Here is a 21655-nt window from a genome sequence, read left to right on the forward strand (position 1 = left end):
CTGCTCTCGTTGCACGGGATTGTCATCACAAGATCGCATCGACCTGACGCACATCATCCCAGCTCACGAAGCAAATGGCGGCTGCCGTACTAGCGCTGTGACCGGAAACGTTCACCGGCGGTGGCCATGCCATCCGCCATGGCACTGACCTGTTTCCCGGTGTCCGTTCCCGCGGCCCGCACAGCGCTAGCATCGGGTCCCGTGATTGTATGGCTCAACGGTACCCACGGCGCGGGCAAGACGACGACCAGTGTGCTCGTGCAGCAGCTGATCCCGGATTCACGGGTGTTCGACGCAGAGAAGGTCGGCGAGACACTCATGGACATCACGCCGGGGCTGCCCAGGACGGACAACTTCCAGCACTGGCCGCCGTGGCGGCCACTCGTCGTCGAGACCGCCCGCCGCGTACTCGACTACACCGGCGGCACTCTGGTGATGCCCATGACCGTCCTGGTCGAGCAGTACTGGCGCGAGATCAGCACGGGCCTCGCCCACCATGCCATTCCGGTACGGCACTTCGTCCTCCACGCCGACCAGGACACCCTCCGCGGGCGCATCGAGGGGGACACTCTTCTTGGCCCCTCCCCCTTCCGTCTCAAATACCTTGAGCCCTACGCCGAGGCGGCCCGCACGTGGCTACACGGCGAGGCCGAGGTCGTCGACACCACGCACCTCACGCCTGCCCAGGCCGCCCTGCGGATCGCAGAGGCCGTCAATGGTTGAGGTCCGCCCGCCACGCGAAAACAGGCGCGGGTGGCAACACTGACCGCCTCCTGCCAAGAAACCGCGTGGACTCCTCCACTGCTCCCGGTCCTTGCCCTATGAGAACCCTGCCGGACACGTGTGCACCCCGGTGAACGTTTCCGGTCACAGCAGTAGCCGGAGGCGGTCGACGGTCCGGAACTTCGCTTCTCGTCCCTGGAACATCTCGTACTTTGGGGTGCGATACAGGGGCGTTCAAGGTGGGCCGCGTATGCCATCTGACCCGCGTTGGATCAGATGGAGGGGCCCATTGTGATCCGGGCCGGGAGGCGGCGGGTGATCGCACGGGATCAGGCTCAATCTTTTGACCGGATAGCGGAGGAGTACGACCGGCTGCACGAGTTGGTGGGAGACCATGTCGGGGACTGGCTTCCGGAGGTGCTGCCCCTTTCGGGACGGCGCGCGCTGGACCTGGGATGCGGAGCGGGGCGGCACGCGGTGATCCTCGCCGAGCGGTTCGCGCAGGTCGACGCCGTTGATCTGTCCGGCTCGATGGTCGAACTGGCCCGCGGACGACGGTCTCGGCCGAACGTCGCCTATCGGCGGGCAGATCTGCTCGATGTCGAGGGCGAGGGCCGCTACGATTTCGTGCTCAGCGCCGCCACCCTGCACCACGTACCTGATCTGAACGCCGCACTGCGTCGTATCAAAACCCTCGTGGCCCCGGGCGGGCGGGCCGTGCTCGTCGACACCGTCTCACCGCGGGCGGCCAACCCACGCTGGTGGCTGTACGGCGGCGAGCTACGCAAACTTCTCCGCGACTCCGTCCGCCGGGGCCCCGCCGAGGCGTGGGAGATCTACCGGCTGTCGACCGGCGCATGGCTGGACCACCGGGTCAGCGATCGATATCTCAGTCGGGAGCGGTTCGAGCGGGAATATCGGCAGGTCTTCACCACCGCCGGATTCGGCAACGTGGGCCGGGCACACGCCATGGTCTGGGACGCCCCCGACCACTCCGGCGGCACAGGTGCTCGGTCACGGCGATAGGGCACAGCCGTGCCGGTGCCGTGGTCCATGCCGTAGGAGTGGGCTTTCACGCTCGTGTCCGCCGGAGTACGGATCTCGTCGGCGGTGATGCTCACCGCTCCGTCCGGGCCATCGGTCGGTGGGGAGAACTCGGCGGTGAGGTCGTGGACATGGGGTTCGGGCGGTGCTGTCGCCGTACCGGACGGAGATCCACGGCCGGCACCGCCCGGAGGTGGAAGCAGAGTCACATGTCGTCATGTCCGGCCATCTCATGCGGTGCCCGCCGGAACGGGGCCGATCGGATGAGCCGGGACGGCTTCACTCGGGCGGAGTGGCCTTCCGTTTCGAGGCCGGCGTGGGTGGAGGGGGCACCCGCGCCGTGGAAGCGGATGTCGATCGGCGTCAGCCGGTGCGGCGCATCCAGATGGAGCCGGGGTTCTCGGTGGCGAGTGCCTTGGGGACGAGTTCGGGGTGCTCCTGCCAGAGCCAGGAGGAGAACAGCAGGATCTCGTAGCCGGAGTTGCCGACGAGGAAGGCGTGCAGGAGGTAGTTCTCGGTCCAGTCGCGGCCCTCGCGTAGCCAGTCGTCGGGATAGTCGAACGGCCAGAAGACGTCGTGGACGTGGACCACGACCCCGGGTGCGAGCCGTGGCAGCACCTGCAGGAACAGCCAGAGCACGTCGGAGCCGGCCTTGGCGACGTGGGTGGAGTCGATGAACAGCAGGTCGCCCGACTCCAGCTTCGCGTAGGTCTCCAGGGGAACGTCCTGCACGGGGGAGCGCAGCAGGTTCAGCCGATCGGTGTCCCCGGGGCGGAGCAGGGCCAGCAGGCGGTCGGGGTAGGGCTCGACGCAGGTCAGTTCGACGGGGTAGTCGACGGTGTCCAGCGCGAGCGCGGTGGAGAAGCCGGAGCCGATCTCCATCACCCGCCTGGGCCGCTGGTGGCGGAGCATCGATCGGTACACCGCCGCGTCGGCGGGGCCGAACATGGAGTTCGACGGCGTGTATCTCGGCCCGTCGAACGGCGTGCCGAGTTCCTCGGCCAGGCTGGTGGCCAGCGCGACCTGCTCGGCCTCGTGGAGCTCGACGCCCGGGACACGGTCCCTGCCCGGGGTCCGTTTCCAGGCGACGGCCCGCCGCACGTCCGTCGCGGCGGTGAGCGGCGAGTAGAAGTGACCCGGGGGCACCCAGGGCGGAGTGGTGATGGCCGCACCCATCGCGCGCATGGTCCGGGTGGTGCGGCGCCGTAATGGCTCTGACATGAAAGCCTTTCCCCATCCTTCACATTGATACGTCCCGGCTAAGACGGTCGAAGGAGGGGTTCGGAGGACGTGAGAACCGGAATTTCCCAGGAAATGTCGGGTCGTGCACCGATTCGGTCGTCGACGTATCGCCTTTCCGGACCTGCCGTTTTCACCTGCTCTGAATCACTTGTGTCTCGATGTCCTGCTTCCTGGCCTAGTCTCCGGTCAACGTGGGAACCACCGGGCGGAGCCGGGTGGCACCCGATATCGAAGGGCGGGAACGTGTCGTGCCGGACCCGGGGCCGATCACTTCCGGCCGGCCGGAAAAGGCTCCGCCGTCCCGGTCGTCGGTGCCGTCCGGACGGCACCGCCTTCTGGGGCGGCCGGAGACGGCGAGGTGGCCGGGCCGGGGGGAGTCTCGTCGAATGGGCGAGGCCGAATCAGCGAATTCGCTTCAACGTCAGCCACCAGGATGCCGCGGCGGCCACGAGTCCCAGCATGATCAGGCCGATCACCAGGCCATAGGGCAGGTCCACGGTCTGAGGTATGACAAGCATCGTGATGAATGTGGCCATCAGTAGTTTCGCCCACCCGTACGTCTGCGGGTGGTGCTGATCACGGTTGCGGATCCACCGGGGCAGCCGCTCGGTTCTCAACACGTAGACTCCGAGCGCGCCGGCCGCGAAGGCGAACAGCATCGCAATCCCGGAGTGCACATTCATCTGGCTTGGCCTCCGTCACCTCTGCCGGGAGTGCGGATCGGCTGCCCGCCGGGGCATTGCTCCCACACTATTCATAGATTTCCGATTATGCCATACGGTTGACCGATCATTTGCGATAAAGGGGTGTGTTGGGGTGCGAATAAAGGCCTGTGATGATTCTTGTTGGAGATTACTGCTTCATCATCCGGTTGATGAACATCCTCGTCCCGCTTTTCTCGGCCGACAATCCCTGCCCGCGCGCCGTGCCTCCCTCCTCGCCTGACCGAGGAAGCCGGTCCGCCTGTGCCGGGAGGTCCTTTTTGCGGGTCCGCCCTCCGATGCCGGACCGTGGACGGGTCCCGGAGGGCGACGTCCGGGGGGATCATCCCGATGACGTGGGGAAGGTGGGCGCGGTCGATCCGCAGGTCCCCGCCGTCTGTCCCTCCTGGGCGATCTGGTCGGCCGTCCTGGTCCGATACTCCCGCTGCTGTTCCGGCGGCGGGGTGTACCGCCATGAGCCGTCCTCGAAGAGGAAGTCGAAGCTTTCCGGGGCGCCGGACCGGGTCGCCTGGACCGTGGCGCCCTCGCCGGTGATCGTGACGGCGGCGATGGTGAACCGGGTGTCCCGCGCGGTCGGCGGGCAGAGCCGGAACAGTCTGACGTAGTCCTCGCGCCTGATCAGCGCCTGTGCCCGCGTGCTCCACAGGTCCCAAAAATCGCCGTACGCCTCGCCGGCGTAGGTGTCGAGTGCGAGCTGGGCGGCCTGCCGTACCTCGGTCTCCGACCACTGGGAGTTCCGCGGAGCGGGGGAGGGTTCCGGTTCGGGGGCCGGGCCGAGCACCGTCACCACGGTGACGGCCGCCCCGATGAGCACACCGACGATCATGATCACTATCGCGGCCAGTGCCCGGCCCGCCTCGCCTCGCGGTGGCCTGCCGTACCGCGGCGGGTGGTCCACGTGGGGCCTCCGAGGGCCGGTGGGAACGGACAGGGGTGATCTTAACTCCGGGCCGCTCGTGATCGGCCACGACGGCGGGGGAGGGAAGGGGAACGGCGGAGAGGCGACGGGGGAGGGAGTGAGGGCGAGCAGGGGGGTGGGCGGTGGAACAGAGGTTGACCTTTAGCGAAAAATGCACCATTCGTCCGAATTTAGGTCATCCTAAATGGGGAATTACTTCGCATGCGGGAACATTTAGGGTTCTATCGCCGTAGATGGTTCAAAGTGTGGATCGGGATGATGGCACTGTCCGCCGCGCTCATCCTCATGACGGAGGCGGTCGGCAACCGCGCGGTGATGCCGGCGGCCTTCTTCTACGGGGCGGCGTCCGGCCCCGTCGCCCTCCTCGTCGCCATCCACGACCGTACCGGGATCGGCGACACCGTACCGGGCATCACACTGGCGGGGATGTTCCTGTTCGGCGGGGGAGTCGCCCTCCTGCTCGGTGGATACTTCGACTCCCTCCTCATCCCCGACAAAAGCGACCCCACGATCCTGCGGGTCGGATGGATCGAGGAGGCGGCCAAGTTCGTTCCCCTCCTCGCCGTCGCGCTCACCCGCCGCCACCTCACCAAACCCGCCGGCGTCGCGCTGGGGCTGTCCTGCGCGACCGGGTTCGCGATCATGGAGTCGATGTCCTACGCCTGGAAGAGCATCAACCACGACAGCGCGGTCGGGGCGGGTGTGGTGCTGTTCATGCGCGGCCTCACCACACCGTTCAGCCACCTCGCCTGGACCGGCCTGATCTGCGCGATCGCCTTCGGGGTCTGGCAGTCCAGAGGGAGGGTCGTCGTCACCAGCGCCGTCACCGGGGTCTTCGCGGCGGCGGCCGTACTGCACTCGCTCAACGACGGCCTCCTCACCCTCGACCTCCCCGGCCCCGTCCGGCTCCTCTTCCCCGTCGTCGCGCTGGTGAGCTACTGGCTGTTCCACCGGGCCACCCTCGACCTGGCCCCCGCGGTGGCGCCGGTCCCGCGGCCGTCCCGCGCCTGACCTCCGCGCACCCGGGGTCGCGCCACCCGAAACGCGGGCCGGTGCTCCGGCCTTCACACCGGGGAGGACGTCAGTCGTACGGCTCGTCCGGCGTTTCGACCGCCATGAGGCTCGTGCCCGACAACTCCGGATAGACCACCCCGTTGGGCATCGTGCCGAACGTACGCGGAATCCAGGTGCCGGTGACCTCGACCCAGGTGTCCACGGGCGGAGCCTTGATCCCCCTGACCACGACCTTGAGCGGGAAGGCGTCCGCGGCGCAGCAGGCGATCCGCATGCGGGTGACGTACCACTGACCCGGCTTCTTCGACGGGGTGACGAAGCCGGTCAGCCTGACCTGGCGGCCGGTGAGGGACTTCTTGTCGTCGTCCCAGGCCCGGCCGATGAACTCGCCGATCGGCATGTCCACCGGACCGTCGCCGGTCAGCGGGGCGAAGGAGCCGACCGCGTGGCCGCGCGGTGGCGGGGTGTCGGATCGGGCGGCGGCGAACGAGCCCAGCGGCGGCGGCGCGACCAGGAAGACGGCGAACACCGGCAGGCACATCAGCCAGGCGACCCGGGGACCGTCATGGGAGTGGCCGTGCCCGTCCTCCCGGGCATGGGGCTCGGCGGGGGAGAACCGCCCTGGCCGGATGCTCCGGAACAGCCCGGCGACACCCAGGACCACCAGCACCGCCCCCGCGGCGATCAGGAACGGCCGGAAACCGGGCCTCACGTAGTTCAGGTAGATCGTGGAGAACGCCGAGATCCGCAGTACGGCGCAGCCGAGCAGGGTCAGGACCAGGTTCTGGGTCACGCGGTTCACAGCACGAGCCCTCCGACGAGGCTGCTCACCAGAACGGCGAGCACGAAGGTCAGCGGGACGAACCGGACCGCGAACGCCCTGCCGAACGTACCGGTCTGCAGGGCGATCAGCTTCAGGTCCACCATCGGCCCGACCACCAGGAAGGCCAGCTTCGCGGTCGGCGAGAACGCGGTCATCGAGGCCGCCACGAACGCGTCGGCCTCCGAGCAGATGGACAACAGCACCGCCAGCAGGGCCATCGTCAGGACGGCCACCGCCGGCACCCCGGCCACCGAGGTCAGCCACTCCCGGGGAACCATGACGTTCAGGGTGGCGGCGGCCAGGCCGCCGAAGATGAGGAACCCGCCCGCGTGTAGCAGATCATGGCGCATCGCCTCGCCGAACCGCGCCCACCCCGGCCCGTCCCCGTGCGGGCGGGCCGGGATCCGCAGCCACTCGCTACGGCCGAACCGCAGCCAGAGCCAGCCGGCCAGGACCGCCACGGCCAGCGACGCCCCGAACCTGGAGGCCACCATCATCGGCTGTCCGGGGAAGGCGACGGCGGTCGCGACCAGCACGACCGGGTTGACGGCCGGAGACGCGAGCAGGAAGGCCAGCGCGGCGGCCGGGGTCACCCCTCGGGCCATCAGGCCCGACGCCACCGGCACCGACGCGCATTCGCAGCCGGGCAGCACCGCGCCCGCCATCCCCGCGACGGGTACGGCGGCGACCGGGTGGCCGGGCAGCGCCCTGGTCCAGAACGACGCCGGGACGAACGCGGTGATCGCGGCGGACAGTGCCACGCCGAAGACCAGGAAGGGCAGGGCCTGCACGCAGATCGCCACGAAGATCGTGGCCCAGGTCTGGAGCGCCGGCGAGGTCAGGTGGGGCGTGAGCACGGACCGGCCCACGACCAGCAGGACGACGACGAGCGCGAACCCCCACGGCAGCGAGAGCCCCGGCGCGGTGTCGCGCCCCCAGGAATCCGGAGGAACCGCCCTGTCTCCGTCGTCCCAGGTGTTCCGCGGGTCGGTTCGCAGCTCGGGCACATCCTCCATCGTCGCAGACTCGGCCGATGTTCCACGTGGAACATTCGAAGCGCGGCCCGTTCGGAGTGCGGCCCGTTCGAAGCGCGGCCCGTTCAGGACGCGGCAGGTTCGGTACGCGGCATGTGGGGAGCCGGGAACGTTCGGGACGCGGCACGTTCGCACGCGCGGCACGTCCAAGGCCGGACGGCAGTCGTCTCGGGCTAAAGCTGAGAGAGCAGCCACCTCGGGCCGACGACCCCGGCCCCCAGGGCGGTGACCCGTCCGCGCAGGCCCCGGTCGGCGGTGACCACCAGGACGCGCTCCCACTCGGCGGCATCCCGTACGGCCCGCACGATGGCGTCGTCGCCGCTCCCCGGAGCGGCGATCACCGAGACGCCGGGGATCTCGGCGACGCCCCTGGCGCCACCCTCGACGACCATCGTGAAGCGGGGAAACCACCGGACCAGGGCGGGGAGGGCGTCGGGCACGGCACGCACCCCGCCCGCGCTCAGGGCGCCGACCTCGGAGAGCAGCTTGGCGGTGGCGCCGGCCCGGTCCCTCCACCAGCCGTGCTCGGCTCGGGCGCCGACGATGTTGGCGGCGTCGAGGACGACCAGCAGCGGGCCGAGCGCCTGACTGATCGTCGGCCAGGTCTCGGCGAACCCGGGGTGCAGTTCCCCGCTGGGAAGCTCGTCGAAGGTGAGCCAGCGCAGGTCGGCGCTCTCGTCGTTGGCCGGGGCCGCCTCCAGCAGGTCGGAGGCTTCGGCGATCACGGTGTGGAAGGACCAGCCGCCGTGGTCGTCGAGATACACCCCCTGGACCCGGAGGTCGCCGCCGTCCATGGTGGCCTCCTCGCGGGCCTCGCGGAAGGCGCCCGCGACGGCGTCCTCGTGGCTGTCCAGGGCGCCGCCGGGTAGTCCCCAGGTGCCGCCGTGATGACTCCACGTGGAGCGTTGCTGCATCAGGACGCGGGGTGTCCCGGCGGGGTCGTGGTGGACGGCGAGTAGTCCGGACGCGCCGTACACCCCCCAGTGCCGATGTCCGCGATCACAGCGGGCCCACCCGTCTCCGTCCTTGGCCACCATGGCTCAATCATGCACCAGCAGGCGTCGGTTCCCAGGTGCGGGCCATGCTGGCATAGACCGATATATCAATATCCGGTCCCACCGTTCCACCGCCCGGCCCGCGGCCCCGCCTACCCCGGCCTCTCCGGGTCGCACCTCACGGGCACGATCACGGCACAGGCCGCACACACCCACCGCTCCTCGAAAAGTCCCGGTGCCCTCCGCCGGACCACTCCGATATCCGAACGAGCGTCTACGCCGGTACTACCCGCCGCTCTTGCTGAAGTGCTGGTAGTCCTTGATGCCCGACCAGTAGCCGCCCCACTCCCAGCCGACCCGCTGGAACGCCTTGACCACCCGGTCGCCGGGGTTGATCACGCCCGGGGCGTGCACCGGGCGCCGGGCGAACCTGCGGGCGTTCTTGTGGGCCACCGTGCCGTTCGCGGACACGTAGGGGTTCTCGCGGGGGTTGATGTCGATGGCCCTGCCGTACGCGTGCTGGGACCAGTTGCTCGACCCGGTCGCCGGACGGCAGTTGAACGCCGAGGTGTTGTCGGCCTCGATGGAGTCGAAGTCGTCGCCCTTGTAAGCGTCGACGGGTTCCATCTTGTAAATCGGCCAGCGCCAGCCGTACAGGCGGCCGAAGACCGTGACGACGGCGTCTGTGGCGTCCTTGTGCACGACCAGCTCGCCGGTGTGCGGCCTGTCGTCGAACCCCCAGTAGGTCATCGTGACCATCCGCAGGTCGCCGATCGGGACCGGGCAGCCGGGCCGCCAGGAGTGGCGCAGCCGGTCGCGGGTGACCTTGGAGATCTTGGCGGAGAACGGCGGCGGTCCCGCGGGGGCGGAGCTCGCGGAGGGCGGCGCCGCCGTGGGGGACGGCCGCGGGGACGTCGAGCCGGACCGGGCCGGCTGGGCCGGTTGCGTCGGGGACTGGGAGGGCTGCTGGGTGGCCTGCCGGGACTGCGCGGGCTGCCCGGACTGCGGGGTGGCGGTCGCGCCGCACGCCGCCGCCGCGAGACAGCCGGTGGCCACCGCCAGCGTCGCCTGGATGCGCATCACGGATCGAGAGCCTCTCATCTGTCGCCGCTCCACTCGCCGTCCCACGCCGGATTAAAGAGGACAGGCCTTCATTGTATTTCCTGGCTACCGCGAGGTCATGGCGGGCGACGATCAGGCCGTACAGGGACGACGTGCCCGGGTCCGGGGCTGGGATCGGGGCTGAGGCTGAGGTCGGGGCCGGGGCGCGGTTGCCCGGGAGGTGTCCGGAGGCCGGGCACCGCCTGGAATCCGCTCCTGAGCTGGGCCGTTGCCCTCGCCGGCGAGGTGCCCGGGTTTTTAGCCGGGCTTTTCTTCGAAACTCTCGCCCTTGTGTTCGAAGTGACGCTACAGTCGGTGGCATTGGATCGAACACGGGTTCGGACGGGTGTCCACCCGGGGGAGGGGTGTGTCATGGCGATGCTCGCGATGTCGCCCGCGGCCCACGCCCCGGTTCCGCGGGTTTCCGTCGGGCGTCACGCGACACGCCGTAGCGCTTTCTACGGAAATCTACGACGGCCGCTATATCCCGTCATAAAGTCCGAGAGCGTGGACCCCGTGCGCAATCCCTACGCCCCAGGTGCCGGGCAACGCCCTCCGGAGCTCGCCGGGCGTGATCGTGAGCTGCAGCAGTTCGAAATCGTGCTGGAGCGGGTGGCCCGAGGCCGCCCGGAGCGGAGCATGGTCGTCACCGGCCTGCGGGGCGTGGGCAAGACCGTCCTGCTCAACACCTTCAAGTCGATGGCCATGCAGCGGCTCTGGGGCACGGGGAAGATAGAGGCCCGGCCCGACCAGTCGATCCGGCGCCCGGTGGCCGCCGCGCTGCACCTCGCGGTCCGTGAGCTGGCCCCCAGGCACCGGGCGCCCGAGCGCATCGAGGAGTTCCTCGGCGTGCTCAAGGCGTTCGCGATGCGCGACCCCGGCGCGGCCAAGGGCACCTCGCACTGGTCGCCGGGGATCGACGTGCCGGCCGCCCGGGGGCGCGCCGACTCCGGAGACCTGGAGATCGACCTCACCGAGCTGTTCGTCGACGCCGCCGGGGTCGCCACCGATCTGGGGGTCGGCATCGCCCTGTTCATCGACGAGATGCAGGATGTCCAGGCCCCCGACGTCTCCGCGCTCTGCGCGGCCTGCCACGAGCTCTCCCAGAGCGGAGGGCCGCTGATCGTGGTCGGCGCCGGTCTGCCGCACCTGCCCAGTGTGCTGTCGGCCAGCAAGAGTTACTCCGAGCGGCTGTTCCGCTACGCCAGGATCGACCGGCTCGATCGGGAGGCGGCCGACCAGGCGCTCATCGCCCCCGCCGAGAGCGAGGGGGTGGAGTTCACCCAGGAGGCCCTCGACGCGCTCTATGAGGCGGCCGACGGCTACCCCTACTTCGTCCAGGCGTACGGCAAGGTCGCCTGGGACCTGGCGCTGTCCAGTCCGATCACCGCCGACGACATCAAGGTCTCCGCGCCGGAGGCGGAGGAGGAGCTCGCGGTCGGTTTCTTCGGCAGCCGTTATGAGCGGGCCACCCCCGCCGAGCGCGACTACATGCACGCGATGGCCTCCATCGGCGACGAGCCGGTGGCCACCGCCGAGGTGGCCGAAGGTCTCGGACGTAAGCCGTCCAGCCTCTCCCCTGCCCGTGACAGCCTGATCAAGAAAGGGCTGATCTACAGCGCCGAGCGCGGGCTGATCGCGTTCACCGTGCCGCACTTCGGAAAGTTTCTGCGTTCTCAACCTGTCTGAACATGTGTTCGATATACTGTGGCGGGGCCCTAGACCTCTATACGGCTCTCTAGTGGGGAAGCTAGAGAGCCGTATAGAGCTGAATCCTGCCGTCCTAGAAAAATCTAGGCACCTCTAGCGTCCGGCCGATACGGGCATAGATTCCGGCAGAGACGCCAACTCGACCGGCCGGCCGTCGACGCCGACCATCGCCGCCCGCACCGCCGGGTGCCGTCCGCTGAGATAGACCGCGAAGACCACGTCCACCGGTTCGCCCGTCAGGCTCCGCCCCGGATAGACGAAGAACCCCCAGCAGAGCTCCCGCCAGCTGTCGACCGGATCGGTGCCGGTCAGCACGTCCTTGTGCGAGCGCCAGGCCGCGCTCGAACGCAGGCGGCCGAGCGCGCTCGCCGGGTCGAACGGACGCTGCTCGCACGGAGCGCGATAACGGAGCCGGACGGCCACCTCCTCGATCTCCGGTGAGAGTACGGCGAGCAGCAGCAGCCCTCCGGCCGTGGCCAGCGCCTGCGACCACGTCATGCCCGCCATCAGCGTCCAGCCGGAGATCGGCGGAGCCCAGGCCAGCCCCGCCGCCATGGCGGTCAGCGCCATGGTGCGCCCCAGCGAACGCCGTCCCACCGGGATGGCGCTGACCTCACCGAAACAGCCGCAGCCCACGTCCGGGCGGCGTCGCCTCAGCTCCCACAGCACGTAGGTGGAGATCGCGAAGAACGCCGCCGCGCTCCAGCGGAACGCCAGGTGGCCCGTGGCCATCAGGCCGGCCAGCAGGACCGCCTCTCCCGCGGCGCAGCCGAGCAGGACGGGCGCGCGCCAGCGGTCGGCCACCAGCACCGCCGGTCCGAGCCTGCTCAGCACACCCGGTCCCGGCTCCCCCCTGGCCGTCCACACCTTGGCGAACGCGCCCGCCGCCAGCAACGCGCCCAGCACCGGGAGCTGCGCGGTGGCGATCGTCGTCAACATCTGTGTCACCCCAATCCGACTCGGGCGTTGAAGCACCCCTTGGTCAGCTCCCCGCCGAGCTCCACGAAGGAGGCCGGCGACAACTCCACGACCCGGCCCCGGGCGGAGGTGCCGCACTCCAGGCAGCGGTCGCAGAACCGGCCCGCCAGGCAGCCGCACGCCACGATCGGCAGGATCGCGGCGCGCCCGGCGCACACGTTGCGCACGTTGAGCGTCGAGCCCAGAGCGAGATAAGGCAGTCCGGTACAGGACACCCCGGCATCCTGGCAGCCGCTGTCGGACCGCTCCAACATCGGGTAGGCCGCCCCCCGTTCGCCCCAGTCGAAGGTGTCCGACCAGGTGCAGGTACCCGAGATGCGGGACTGCGTGCCGCTGTAGCCGGGGGGCGGTTCCGGGGCGGACGTCCATCGGTAGGGCGGCTGCGAGGTCGCGGGCAGGCGCGCGTGAGCGGCGCCGTCCTCACGGACTCCGATGGCGTCGAACAGATAGCCCGGCTCGAACTTCGGATGGCGGACCCGCAGCCGCCCCGAGGCGCCGTAGGGGATGACGATCGTGCGCCGGCCCCGGTGCGGGCCGCAGTACAGCTCCATGGTGCGATCTCCGGACCCGGTGCCGACGGACTGGATCACGCCGGTGATCCGGGTGACGTCCGCCCAGATCCGGTCCGCGACCCGGCCGCCCTGAAGCGCTCTGATGATCACGTGGGCGCCCACCGGCAGGTCGGCCGGGGCGACGGTCTCGCCGCGCCAGGCGGTCGCCCACGGCGCGATGACGAGTCGTTCCTCCCCGCCCTCCGGGGTGTCGATGATGATCAGATGTGGGCTGACGTCCAGAAGCTCGCCGATGACCGAGCGCAGGGGCTCATCCTCGTCCGAGACCGGCCCGGGTTCGGCGACGGGGCGGCCGAGCGCGGCCGCGGCCAGAACGCGGCGGCGGTCGGCGCTGTGATACGGCATCGTCACTCCCACGTTCGCTGAGTTTCCCCAGTCAGCGTCACATGTCCGTCGAGGTCTCGCCGTTTGCTTCATCAATAATTCCGGCAGGTGTCCGACCAGGTATCAAAATTCCTATCCCTGGTAGAACGCGTTGTTATCTACTTTGGGGCAAATCATCGTCAACGGTACTTCGGACTTCCATTACCGTGTCGAGTCGGTCTTTGCCGTCGACGGGACAAAATATTGATTTTAGTTCAGCCGAATTGGGGGCTCCGGCTGCGATTCTGGCCACGAGACGCACCTGACCACGGGCTGGTGATCGCGGTGACCGGCGGGAACCACGAGGAGTTCCACGAGTATGTCGTTGCTCGCGGTGCTGCGCTGCTGCGCGCCGCCTATCAGCTCACCGGACACCCCAGCGACGCCGAGGACCTCCTCCAGGCCGCTCTGTTCAAGACCTACCTGGCCTGGGACCGCATCCAGAACCGCGCGACCCTGGACGCCTATGTGCGCAGGGCGATGGTCAACATCAACATCTCCTGGTGGCGGCGGCGCAGGCTGGATGAGTATCCGTCGGAGGAGATCCCGGAGCCGGCCCTCGCCGGAGGCCGTGGCCACCTGCCCGAGCAGGTGGAACAGGCCCTCGATCGGCTGCCCACCCGGATGCGGACCGCCGTCGTGCTCCGCTACTACGAGGACATGACCGAACCCGAGATCGCCAGGGCGCTGGGGATCAGCGTCGGCACGGTCAAGAGCACGGTCTCGCGGGCCATCGCCCGGCTCAGGGGCGATCTCACCATCCCGGAGCAGCGGCAGCTGGAGCCACAGCCCTGACGCTCTCTCGGTCCACCCGGTTAGCCGATTCTTTCGGCTCGCTCCTCTCCGCCCTCTCCGCAGGCCGGCGCGGGCCCGGCACCCGCCGTGGCGCACGGCCGTACGGCGTCGCGGATGATCCGCAGCGCGGTCAGGAAGGCGTCGAGCTGCTCGGGGGAGAGCAGGCCGGTGAACCAGTTCTCGATGTCGGCCAGGTGCTGCGGGAGCACGGCTCCGAGCCGTTCGGTGCCCGCCTCGGTGATGACCGCGTAGGAGGATCGGCGGTCGGTGGCGCAGGCCTGTCTCACCACCAGCCCCTCTCGCTCCAGTCTGTCCACCACCCGGGTCACCCCGCTGGTGGACAGGTTGGTCTGCGCGGCCAGGTCGCTCATCCGCAGACGTCGGCAGGGCGAGCGCGCCAGCCGTATGAGGGTTTCGAAGTCGATGTCCGAGAGTCCCGCCGCGGCGAAGGACAGGTGCGCCTTCGCCGAGAGGCCGCTGAAGGCCTCGGCCAGCAGTCCCATCGCCGTGAGCCGGGAGTCGTCAAAGGGGATCACGATCACACTGTATCCGACGATAGTTGACGGGAGGAATATTCCTCGTGTAGAAATCTGTTGACGCAAACATCTACGTGGCAAGTACCTCATCGGGAGTAGACATGACCACTCGGACCTGGGAAGACCTTCAGCTCCCCGCCCCGGGCACCTTCGTCCTTGACGTGGCCCACACCCGGATCGGCTTCGTCGTCAAGCACATGATGGTGAGCAGGGTCCGCGGCAACTTCGGCGAGTTCTCCGGCACCGTCACGATCGCGGAGAACCCCCTGGAGTCCTCGGCCCAGCTCACGATCAAGGCCGAGAGCATCGGCACCGGTGCCCCGGACCGTGACGCTCACCTGCGTAGCGACGACTTCCTCGCGGTGGAGAAGTTTCCCGAACTCACCTTCCGCAGCACCCGCGTGACCGGTTACTCCGACGGCGAGTTCACCGTGCTCGGTGACCTCGTCATCCGTGACGTCACCAGGCAGGTCAAGCTCGCCGTCGAGTACGGCGGCGCGGGCGCCAGCCCGTGGGGGCAGGAGCTGTGGGGGTTCTCCATCACGACCGAGATCGACCGCGAGGAGTTCGGCCTGACCTGGAACCAGGCCCTGGAGGCCGGTGGCGTCGTGGTCGGCAAGAAGATCAAGATTGAGATCGAGGGCGAGGCCAACCCCGCGTGACCCGTGCGGGGACTCCCCTTCGCTTGCGGCGCGGGGGAGTCCCCGATGCGTTCCGTGGAGTGAGACTCCTGGTCTTGCAGAGCGAAAATCCCCAGTCCGGCAGCCGGATCCAGCTGGGAAATCCTGGTTCTGTCCACAGATGTGCAAGAAGTTATCCACAGAGGTGGATAACTTCGCGGGATTCATTCCGGGCGACGCGACCCCGAACCGCTTTGCCGCCTCGCCGGATGGCCGGTACTCTGTGCTGAGCCACTCGGCAACCAGGAGGCTTCGCCTAGTCAGGTCTATGGCGCCGCACTGCTAATGCGGTTTGGGTTTACCGCCCATCCGGGGTTCAAATCCCCGAGCCTCCGCAGATCAGAGGCCCTCTCCCGAGATTCAGGGAGAGGGCCTTTTCGATCTCCAAGGGCGTCATAGTTGCAGTCCTAGTTGCAACGGGGGTTCAGGACTCCCCCCAGAGCGCCGAGGCCAGGCGTTCCCCGGCATCGCGCATGAGCGGTGTGGACACATGTGCATAACGCTCGGTCGTGGTAACTCTCGTGTGGCCCAGGACCTCCTGAACGACGCGGATGTTCACACCCTGCTCGATGAGAAGCGTCGCGGCCGTGTGTCGAGCATCGTGCACACGGACGTCCCGAACCCTGGCCTGCTTGAGGATCGCCTTCCACACCTTCCAGTCTTCGGTGCGCTCGATCGGGCCGCCATGGCGGGTGGCGAACACGAGATCGTGATCCTCCCAGCGATCTCCCGCCTTGAGACGCTCTGCGGCCTGGATCTTGCGGTGTGCCTTGAGGAGCGCGAGCAGCTCGGGAGGGCATTGAAGGGTGAGCTTGCTCTTGCCCTTTCGCTGGCGGAAGACGATGCCCCCGCCCGTGCGTTTCGGGCACCTGTCGGCATGACTCGTACAGTCCTTGAGACAGGTCCTCTTGAAGCAGGTGTGCCCCTGCTTCTTGCAGTCCTCCTTGCAGCCGATGCGGACCCGAAGGACCTTGTCGGGCTGGTAGGCGGTCAGGAACGCCACCTCGTCCACTACCACCAGGACGAACGGATCCTCAGACGTCGGCGTGTGGTTGCGCCGGACTCCGGCGAAGCGGGCCGCGCGTTCCTGCATGACCTTCACCGCGGCTTCCAGCAGGGCGACGCACCCTTCCGGGGTCGCGGCATAGCGGTCGCCGAACAGGCCCCGCCCGAAACTCAGCTCCATCAGCTTGGGGTCCAGCGCCCAGATCTCGGCCAGTCCGGCGCGGGCGGCGGGCAGCAGGCCCCGGATCGTCGACCAGATGACCGACCCCTTGCCCGCCCCCGTCGCCCCGGCCACCAGGACGTGGGTGCCGTGGACTTTGAGCTTCCACGGGGTGCCGTCCTCGCACCGGCCGATCTCCACCGGCCCCACCGACGCCTCCACCGGGATCGGGAGGGCGGACAAGGGTGCGGACAGGGGTCGCGGCGGGGGAAGGTCAGCAGCAGCCGGCCCGACCGGGCGACGGTGACCCGGCAGGAGGCGGCGCCGAACCCGTGGGCGAGTTGCTCGGTGCGCTCGGCCCAGTCGGTGGTGGCTTGGTCGGTCAGGAGTTTGACGGTGACCTGATCGGCCCAGGAGGTACAGGCCACGGTCAGGAGGCGGGGCAGGTAGTCGCGTCCGCCGAGGTGACGCCCCAGACCGGAGACGATCATCACCGGTTGCCAGTGCCGCCGGTAGACCCACGCCAGCCGCCAGAAGGCCAGCAGCCGCCACCCGATCAGGCGCAGGAACGATGCCCGATCGACCAGCCCCCAGACGGTGGGGACGGCGAGCATCGAGACGGCGAGCCCGAGCGCCCACGGCCAGCCGTAGAGGGTCCAGATCACCCCGGGCACCGCGAAGGCGGCCGAGGCGACCGGGTGTCGCCACAGCGTCCGCACGCACCCGGCGATCATGCGCCCGGTGAGGATCAGGATCGTGAGGATCGCAGGGGTGGTGACGACGGCCGGGCGGAACACCACGGCGGTGTCGGGGGTGGTGGAGACCAGGCGCTGTGCCTCGTCGCCGGGCAGTTTCTTGAACATTAGACTCGGTGTCCTCTTCTTGATGTGGTGTCAGGGAGATGTGAGGGGCCGCCGGAAGCTGCAACTTCTGGCGGCCCCGCCTTGCGTGGTCAGGCCGCGAGGTCCTTACCGGCCGTGTCCTTGGCCGAGGCCGGGGAGGTGGACTTCGCCGAAGCTCCCGTAGCGGTGACCGTGCGGGGAGCGCGCATCGCCCGCGCCCGGATCGACCAGGCCAGACGGCCGGTGTTCTGGCCGACGTAGGCAGTGGCGGTCATGTCGTCGAACTCGACCGGGGTGAACGGCGAGTCGGGCAGCGGAGCTGGGGGAACCGGCTGGACGACCGACAGGATTTTCACGGCGACGGTCTTGCTCGCGGCCTTGACGGTGGGGTCGGCGTCCATGACGGCGACCTGCCACACCGGGTCCCCGGTGGTCTTGTCGCGGGACTGGACGAACCGGCCGCCGGTGGAGGCGTCGAAGTCCTTGACCGGCTCGACCTGCCCGACGACGTAGCAGCCGTGCGGGAAGACCATGTCGAAGCTGACGGGGATAGGGCCCTGGATAGCCATACCTTCTTCTCCTGTCGTTCTGTCGCTAACTCGTACTGTCGAGTTAGAAGCTGCCCCGGAAACGAGTACTCGACAACACAAGTTTCCGAGATTGGATGTGACTTAGGTCACATCACAGGGTGTAGGCGTCTTCCAGCTCATGCAACGTGCCAGGAAGCGCGATCTCGACCACCAGCACCGAGCGCCCCGAAGCGTCGAAGATCCGCGCCAGAACCCCCAGCATCGCCGCCGACTTGCTCAACCCCAGCGCCTTGACCTCATCCGGCAGGGGATGACGAGCGGCCAGGCGCTCCACCACCCGATCCAGCCGCAGCCCCTTTACGCTGTGCAGGTGCTGCCGGACGCTCACCGTCAGGGGTGTCGCACGGCTCAGGTCGGTGCCCTCGGCCAGCTCGATCGGACACCAGAACGTCACCAGCTCGCACGGCTCGTCGGCCTCGCTGTACAGCACGCGGCGCATCGTGATCGGCGTGTTCTCGGGAAGGGAGAGCATGGCCGCCACATTGGCCGGCGCCGGTCGTGCCCCGGCCTCGATGACGCTCCCGCCGTCGGCGGCTTCGGCCCGATCCAGTACGGCCCGGCCCGGCCGGGAGAAGTCGTCCACGGCACCGGGAAGAGGGGTCTTCACGTAGGAGCCCCTGCCGTGTTCGCGGTCGATGATCCCGCGCAACTGCAAGGTCTGAAGTGCCCGTACCACCGTGGGGCGGCTGACGGCGAACTCGCGGACGAGCTGTGTCTCGGAGGGCAACTGTGAACCGGGGGGGTAGGTGCCGTCCGCGATCTTACGGCGGATCGCCGTAACGATCTGCGCGTACTTCGGCGGGGCGTATTCCTCGTCAGACAGAGACATGACAATAACCCAACTGCTCGACTTATCGTCAGCATAGAGCCGGGGGAGCGGCCTGCATAGCCGATCTGCCTCCACACACCAAAGAGTGCGGCGGCGAGAACCGGCACAAAACCCCCGGCACGGGGTCACTGGCCGCCACCGGGGTCCCCCTCCAGAAACCCCGCCTCACCGCCGCACTCGCTCTAGGAGGTGGAACGCCACGTCACGATCACGACGTCGCGGGGGATACCGGTGATGATCGACGACTGACCGCCGAACTCACACGCCACCCACACCGTCCACCTTTCGGTCACCGTGGGAAAGGAGCGCCACAGCGCCTCACTGACCTCCGTGACCAGGCCCCACACCCACATCGGCGATGGGGTCACCGGCCCGCCGCCCTTCACCTGGACGGGCGCCATGTCGATCCCCGTCCGGCCCGCCACCGCTTCATAGGCGAAGGCCAGACGCTCCCCTGCCCGAAGCTCACTGGCCTGCCGTACCTCAACGGGTTCGGCGCTCGCTCGCGCTCGCATCTCAACGCGGTCCATGATCGATCCACGTGGAGTCGAGACCCTCCGGGGAGCCGAGTTGCTCCCTCCGGAGATCCGCGTAGCGGAACGCGACCCGATGAGCGGCCCGCTCGGGCTCCACTGCCGGATGCCAGGCGTAGACAGACCGTCTGCTCTGCGGGTTCCAGCCGGTACGCCACCAGAAGTGCTCACCGTTGCACCACACGGTCAGGCCCGTCCAGACCGACACCACCGCCAGGTCATGCCCGCCGTTGACGTCGGCCTTGATCCCATGGCGTGCGAGTGCGACCCGCAGCGCCTCGGCCACCTCGAACGCCGAGATGCCGCCCAGGCCCGCCAGCCCGTTCACGACTTCCCTGTCCGTGCGTCAAGGGCGTCGGATCGCCAGCACGTCGAACAGGCACCGCGCACACGCAAGAGAGGAACGGCCCCGCCGGGACCGGCGAGCAGCCCGCGCCGAGGGCTCACGTACTTCCAGCCCCGACCCTCACAGGAATTGCACCGCTCAGACATGGTGTGAGGATTTCCCGGAACCACGTCGCGTCTCGACAGCCTTCATGTGTCATCTGTGATCATGCTGTTTCCCTTTGTCTCTTCTCTGTCTCCTCTCGGCTCGCGTTCCTGGTTAACCTGCTCTTACGAGCCCTCTCCGACCGAAGGTGCTGACCGTGAGCGACCGGCAGATTCTGTTGAAGACGTTGCTGCAACAACGGCACTGGCAGACATACGGGACCTTCTGTAAGGAATATGACAAAGCCGCTAAAACAGTGGACTCAACATTGCAGGGAAAATGGCCGAGTCGCGCCCAGCTTCACCGCTGGCTGTCCGGGGAACTCAAGGGGCTGCCCTACTCCGACCACTGCCGGGTCCTGGAGACCATGTTCCCCGGCCGGACCGTCGAGGAGCTGTTCTCCCCGAACGGTGCTCAAGGAGCGACACCCAGGGCCGATACCGGGCCGCCGAAGGGCGCGGGCCACCTTGCCGAAATCTGCTCCGCCCCGCAGATGGCCGATGTGACGGCCGTGTTCAGCAGCCGCTCGGCGTTCGCCGCCGCCTACCCGTCCCCGACACTGTTCGACACCGCCAAAGAGATCAACGCCGCCGGTCTGTCGCTCAACGTGCTCTGCCAGAACTACCCCGATCACCGGCTCAAAAGACTGCTGGAGAACGGCACCCGGATCCGCTGCCTGTTCCTCGACCCCAAGGGCACCGCGATCCGCGCCCGGGAAAGCGAGGAGGGATTCGACGACGACACGCTCGTCACGCTGACCACCCTCAACATCAGCATGATGACCCGCCTCAGGGCACGCCTTGCCCCCGAGGCGGCCGAGTTGCTGGAGGTGCGCGTCTACGACGAGACGATCCGCTTCAACATCCTCATCGTGGACGGGGCGACCTGCGTGGTTCAGCCGTATCTCCCGCAGGCGCGCGGCGTCGACTCCCCTACGATTGTGATCAACGACAACACCGCCGCCGACGGGCTGTTCCCCGTCTTCGACCAGGTGTTCACCTCGATGTGGGAGCGGAGCCACCCCCTATGACCATCGACGCCCGCACCCTCCTGCCAATCGCCGAGCGGGCCGTCACCCTCGCCGCCGACATCGTGAAATCCCGCCTCCCCGGAGCCGTCACCACCAAGGGAGACCGTGACATGGCCACCGAGGTGGACTACGCCGTGGAACACGCCGTGCGCGACTTCCTGGCCCGCGAGACGCCCGAGATCGGGTTCCTCGGCGAGGAGGAAGGCACCACCCGCACCGCACGAGGGCTCATGTGGGTGCTGGACCCGGTCGACGGCACCGCCAACCTCCTGCACGGCATCCCGCTGTGCGGCATCTCCCTGGGCCTGACCAACCGGGACACCCCGACCCTCGGCGTGATCGACCTGCCCTTCCTCGGCTCCCGCTACAGCGCGGCCGAAGGCCACGGAGCACACGCCGACGGACGAAAAATCCACGCGAGCCAGACGAGCGACCTTGGCGCGGCTGTGGTCGCCATCGGGGACTATGCCGTGGGGATCGACGCCGAGGTCAGGAACCGTCCGCGCCTGGCCCTCACTGGCAAACTCGCCGCCCGCGTGCAGCGGATCCGGATGTTCGGCTCAGCCGCGGTCGACCTGGCCTGGGTTGCCGAAGGCAGAATCGACGCCAGCGTCATGCTCAGCAACACCCCCTGGGACACCGCCGCCGGAGTCCTCATCGCCCGCGAAGCCGGAGCCACCGTCGTCGACCTGGATGGCAGCCCGCACACCACCAACGCCCAGGCCACCATCGCCGCAGGCCCCAAAATCCTCACCGATTTCCTCGAACTCATCACCGAGACAGACGAGACGGACAAGGACGCCAGGCACAGCGAGTAACTTGCCGAATTATTCTCATGGGTATCAAGCGCGGCGGCGCGGCGCGCCGCCGCACGGCCCGCCGCCCGAACGCCGCCCGAGCGTGCGGCGTGGGCGCCGGTCTCGGC

24 protein-coding genes and 1 tRNA gene are annotated in these 21655 nt (G+C 68.5%); 9 read left to right on the forward strand and 16 right to left on the reverse strand.

Features of this window, described 5'->3' with window-relative positions; all coding sequences use genetic code 11:
• Positions 1-201: 201 nt before the first annotated feature.
• Positions 202-723 (forward strand): ATP-binding protein, encoded by a 522-nt coding sequence (locus ABZ194_RS28610; RefSeq protein ID WP_355600128.1) that lies wholly within the window; start codon positions 202-204, stop codon positions 721-723.
• Positions 724-1038: 315 nt separating this feature from the next.
• Positions 1039-1749 (forward strand): methyltransferase domain-containing protein, encoded by a 711-nt coding sequence (locus tag ABZ194_RS28615; RefSeq protein ID WP_355600129.1) that lies wholly within the window; start codon positions 1039-1041, stop codon positions 1747-1749.
• A 381-nt stretch (positions 1750-2130) separates the two neighbouring features.
• Here the strand turns inward: ABZ194_RS28615 and ABZ194_RS28620 are convergent, their stop codons facing one another.
• From ABZ194_RS28620 to ABZ194_RS28630, 3 genes are all read right to left on the reverse strand, one after another.
• Entirely contained in the window at positions 2131-2988 is an 858-nt protein-coding gene (locus ABZ194_RS28620) for a class I SAM-dependent methyltransferase (RefSeq protein ID WP_355600130.1), read from the reverse strand.
• Between the two features lie 422 nt (positions 2989-3410).
• Positions 3411-3692, reverse strand: a complete 282-nt coding sequence (locus ABZ194_RS28625) for a hypothetical protein (protein WP_355600131.1) — start codon at positions 3690-3692, stop codon at positions 3411-3413.
• A 361-nt stretch (positions 3693-4053) separates the two neighbouring features.
• Positions 4054-4629, reverse strand: a complete 576-nt coding sequence (locus ABZ194_RS28630; protein WP_355600132.1) for a hypothetical protein — start codon at positions 4627-4629, stop codon at positions 4054-4056.
• 276 nt (positions 4630-4905) lie between these two features.
• Here ABZ194_RS28630 and ABZ194_RS28635 point away from each other — a divergent pair, with 276 nt between their 5' ends.
• Complete coding sequence (locus tag ABZ194_RS28635) at positions 4906-5661, forward strand: PrsW family glutamic-type intramembrane protease (RefSeq protein ID WP_355600133.1); 756 nt, start codon at positions 4906-4908, stop codon at positions 5659-5661.
• Positions 5662-5731: 70 nt separating this feature from the next.
• Here the strand turns inward: ABZ194_RS28635 and ABZ194_RS28640 are convergent, their stop codons facing one another.
• The 4 genes from ABZ194_RS28640 to ABZ194_RS28655 form a co-directional block, all read right to left on the reverse strand.
• Positions 5732-6466: a TIGR03943 family protein gene (locus tag ABZ194_RS28640; protein WP_355600134.1), complete on the reverse strand. Its 735-nt coding sequence runs from the start codon at positions 6464-6466 to the stop codon at positions 5732-5734.
• Entirely contained in the window at positions 6463-7494 is a 1032-nt protein-coding gene (locus ABZ194_RS28645; RefSeq protein ID WP_355600135.1) for a permease, read from the reverse strand. Before ABZ194_RS28645 ends, ABZ194_RS28640 begins: the two co-directional genes overlap by 4 nt.
• Before the next feature lie 200 nt (positions 7495-7694).
• Positions 7695-8558 carry an NUDIX hydrolase gene (locus ABZ194_RS28650; RefSeq protein ID WP_355600136.1) on the reverse strand — a complete coding sequence of 288 codons (864 nt, stop codon included), beginning with the start codon at positions 8556-8558 and terminating at the stop codon, positions 7695-7697.
• A gap of 243 nt (positions 8559-8801) precedes the next feature.
• On the reverse strand, positions 8802-9617 hold the full coding sequence (locus ABZ194_RS28655) for a M15 family metallopeptidase (RefSeq protein ID WP_355600137.1): 816 nt from the start codon (positions 9615-9617) through the stop codon (positions 8802-8804).
• Between the two features lie 507 nt (positions 9618-10124).
• Between ABZ194_RS28655 and ABZ194_RS28660 the strand changes: the two genes are divergently transcribed.
• Positions 10125-11306: an AAA family ATPase gene (locus ABZ194_RS28660; RefSeq protein WP_355600138.1), complete on the forward strand. Its 1182-nt coding sequence runs from the start codon at positions 10125-10127 to the stop codon at positions 11304-11306.
• A 114-nt stretch (positions 11307-11420) separates the two neighbouring features.
• On the opposite strand, the gene ABZ194_RS28665 is transcribed toward ABZ194_RS28660, so the two are convergent.
• Together ABZ194_RS28665 and ABZ194_RS28670 are read right to left on the reverse strand one after the other, a co-directional pair.
• Positions 11421-12266, reverse strand: coding sequence for a MauE/DoxX family redox-associated membrane protein (locus tag ABZ194_RS28665; protein ID WP_355600139.1), 846 nt, complete (start codon positions 12264-12266; stop codon positions 11421-11423).
• 5 nt (positions 12267-12271) lie between these two features.
• Positions 12272-13222: a hypothetical protein gene (locus ABZ194_RS28670; protein WP_355600140.1), complete on the reverse strand. Its 951-nt coding sequence runs from the start codon at positions 13220-13222 to the stop codon at positions 12272-12274.
• A 294-nt stretch (positions 13223-13516) separates the two neighbouring features.
• Here ABZ194_RS28670 and ABZ194_RS28675 point away from each other — a divergent pair, with 294 nt between their 5' ends.
• On the forward strand, positions 13517-14035 hold the full coding sequence (locus tag ABZ194_RS28675; protein WP_355600141.1) for a SigE family RNA polymerase sigma factor: 519 nt from the start codon (positions 13517-13519) through the stop codon (positions 14033-14035).
• 20 nt (positions 14036-14055) lie between these two features.
• Here ABZ194_RS28675 and ABZ194_RS28680 read toward each other — a convergent pair whose 3' ends face one another.
• Entirely contained in the window at positions 14056-14571 is a 516-nt protein-coding gene (locus tag ABZ194_RS28680) for a MarR family transcriptional regulator (protein WP_355600142.1), read from the reverse strand.
• 101 nt (positions 14572-14672) lie between these two features.
• On the opposite strand from ABZ194_RS28680, the gene ABZ194_RS28685 reads away from it, so the two are divergent.
• Both ABZ194_RS28685 and ABZ194_RS28690 read left to right on the forward strand, forming a co-directional pair.
• Positions 14673-15233: a YceI family protein gene (locus ABZ194_RS28685; RefSeq protein ID WP_355600143.1), complete on the forward strand. Its 561-nt coding sequence runs from the start codon at positions 14673-14675 to the stop codon at positions 15231-15233.
• Positions 15234-15496: 263 nt separating this feature from the next.
• Positions 15497-15586 (forward strand) — tRNA-Ser (locus tag ABZ194_RS28690).
• Between the two features lie 89 nt (positions 15587-15675).
• On the opposite strand, the gene ABZ194_RS28695 is transcribed toward ABZ194_RS28690, so the two are convergent.
• The 6 genes from ABZ194_RS28695 to ABZ194_RS28720 form a co-directional block, all read right to left on the reverse strand.
• The gene (locus ABZ194_RS28695) at positions 15676-16551 is read right to left on the reverse strand and encodes a site-specific integrase (RefSeq protein WP_355600151.1); all 876 of its coding nucleotides are present in this window, start codon (positions 16549-16551) and stop codon (positions 15676-15678) included.
• A complete protein-coding gene (locus tag ABZ194_RS28700; RefSeq protein WP_355600144.1) occupies positions 16437-17279 on the reverse strand; it encodes a hypothetical protein in 843 nt (280 codons plus the stop codon). Before ABZ194_RS28700 ends, ABZ194_RS28695 begins: the two co-directional genes overlap by 115 nt.
• Before the next feature lie 89 nt (positions 17280-17368).
• Positions 17369-17827, reverse strand: a complete 459-nt coding sequence (locus tag ABZ194_RS28705) for a plasmid replication, integration and excision activator (protein ID WP_355600145.1) — start codon at positions 17825-17827, stop codon at positions 17369-17371.
• 112 nt (positions 17828-17939) lie between these two features.
• Entirely contained in the window at positions 17940-18677 is a 738-nt protein-coding gene (locus ABZ194_RS28710) for a GntR family transcriptional regulator (protein WP_355600146.1), read from the reverse strand.
• Positions 18678-18859: 182 nt separating this feature from the next.
• Entirely contained in the window at positions 18860-19207 is a 348-nt protein-coding gene (locus ABZ194_RS28715; protein WP_355600147.1) for a hypothetical protein, read from the reverse strand.
• Positions 19194-19538, reverse strand: a complete 345-nt coding sequence (locus ABZ194_RS28720; protein ID WP_355600148.1) for a hypothetical protein — start codon at positions 19536-19538, stop codon at positions 19194-19196. Before ABZ194_RS28720 ends, ABZ194_RS28715 begins: the two co-directional genes overlap by 14 nt.
• Before the next feature lie 418 nt (positions 19539-19956).
• On the opposite strand from ABZ194_RS28720, the gene ABZ194_RS28725 reads away from it, so the two are divergent.
• Positions 19957-20730 carry a DUF5919 domain-containing protein gene (locus ABZ194_RS28725; RefSeq protein ID WP_355600149.1) on the forward strand — a complete coding sequence of 258 codons (774 nt, stop codon included), beginning with the start codon at positions 19957-19959 and terminating at the stop codon, positions 20728-20730.
• Positions 20727-21548 carry an inositol monophosphatase family protein gene (locus ABZ194_RS28730; protein ID WP_355600150.1) on the forward strand — a complete coding sequence of 274 codons (822 nt, stop codon included), beginning with the start codon at positions 20727-20729 and terminating at the stop codon, positions 21546-21548. The genes ABZ194_RS28725 and ABZ194_RS28730 overlap by 4 nt, the downstream gene beginning before the upstream one ends.
• Positions 21549-21655 lie beyond the last annotated feature (107 nt).

Origin of the sequence: Streptosporangium sp. NPDC006007 (genome assembly GCF_040614315.1) — a bacterium.
Taxonomy (GTDB): Bacteria; Actinomycetota; Actinomycetes; order Streptosporangiales; family Streptosporangiaceae; genus Streptosporangium.

Excerpts from the sequence above, each read along its gene's own strand:
- ABZ194_RS28620 (WP_355600130.1), bottom strand. The coding sequence starts at position 2,988 with ATGTCAGAGCCATTACGGCGCCGCACCACCCGGACCATGCGCGCGATG.
- ABZ194_RS28625 (WP_355600131.1), bottom strand. The coding sequence starts at position 3,692 with ATGAATGTGCACTCCGGGATTGCGATGCTGTTCGCCTTCGCGGCCGGC.
- ABZ194_RS28635 (WP_355600133.1), top strand. The coding sequence starts at position 4,906 with ATGATGGCACTGTCCGCCGCGCTCATCCTCATGACGGAGGCGGTCGGC.
- ABZ194_RS28650 (WP_355600136.1), bottom strand. The coding sequence starts at position 8,558 with ATGGTGGCCAAGGACGGAGACGGGTGGGCCCGCTGTGATCGCGGACAT.
- ABZ194_RS28655 (WP_355600137.1), bottom strand. The coding sequence starts at position 9,617 with ATGAGAGGCTCTCGATCCGTGATGCGCATCCAGGCGACGCTGGCGGTG.
- ABZ194_RS28665 (WP_355600139.1), bottom strand. The coding sequence starts at position 12,266 with ATGTTGACGACGATCGCCACCGCGCAGCTCCCGGTGCTGGGCGCGTTG.
- ABZ194_RS28670 (WP_355600140.1), bottom strand. The coding sequence starts at position 13,222 with ATGCCGTATCACAGCGCCGACCGCCGCCGCGTTCTGGCCGCGGCCGCG.
- ABZ194_RS28685 (WP_355600143.1), top strand. The coding sequence starts at position 14,673 with ATGACCACTCGGACCTGGGAAGACCTTCAGCTCCCCGCCCCGGGCACC.
- ABZ194_RS28700 (WP_355600144.1), bottom strand. The coding sequence starts at position 17,279 with ATGTTCAAGAAACTGCCCGGCGACGAGGCACAGCGCCTGGTCTCCACC.
- ABZ194_RS28705 (WP_355600145.1), bottom strand. The coding sequence starts at position 17,827 with ATGGCTATCCAGGGCCCTATCCCCGTCAGCTTCGACATGGTCTTCCCG.
- ABZ194_RS28710 (WP_355600146.1), bottom strand. The coding sequence starts at position 18,677 with ATGTCTCTGTCTGACGAGGAATACGCCCCGCCGAAGTACGCGCAGATC.
- ABZ194_RS28715 (WP_355600147.1), bottom strand. The coding sequence starts at position 19,207 with ATGGACCGCGTTGAGATGCGAGCGCGAGCGAGCGCCGAACCCGTTGAG.
- ABZ194_RS28730 (WP_355600150.1), top strand. The coding sequence starts at position 20,727 with ATGACCATCGACGCCCGCACCCTCCTGCCAATCGCCGAGCGGGCCGTC.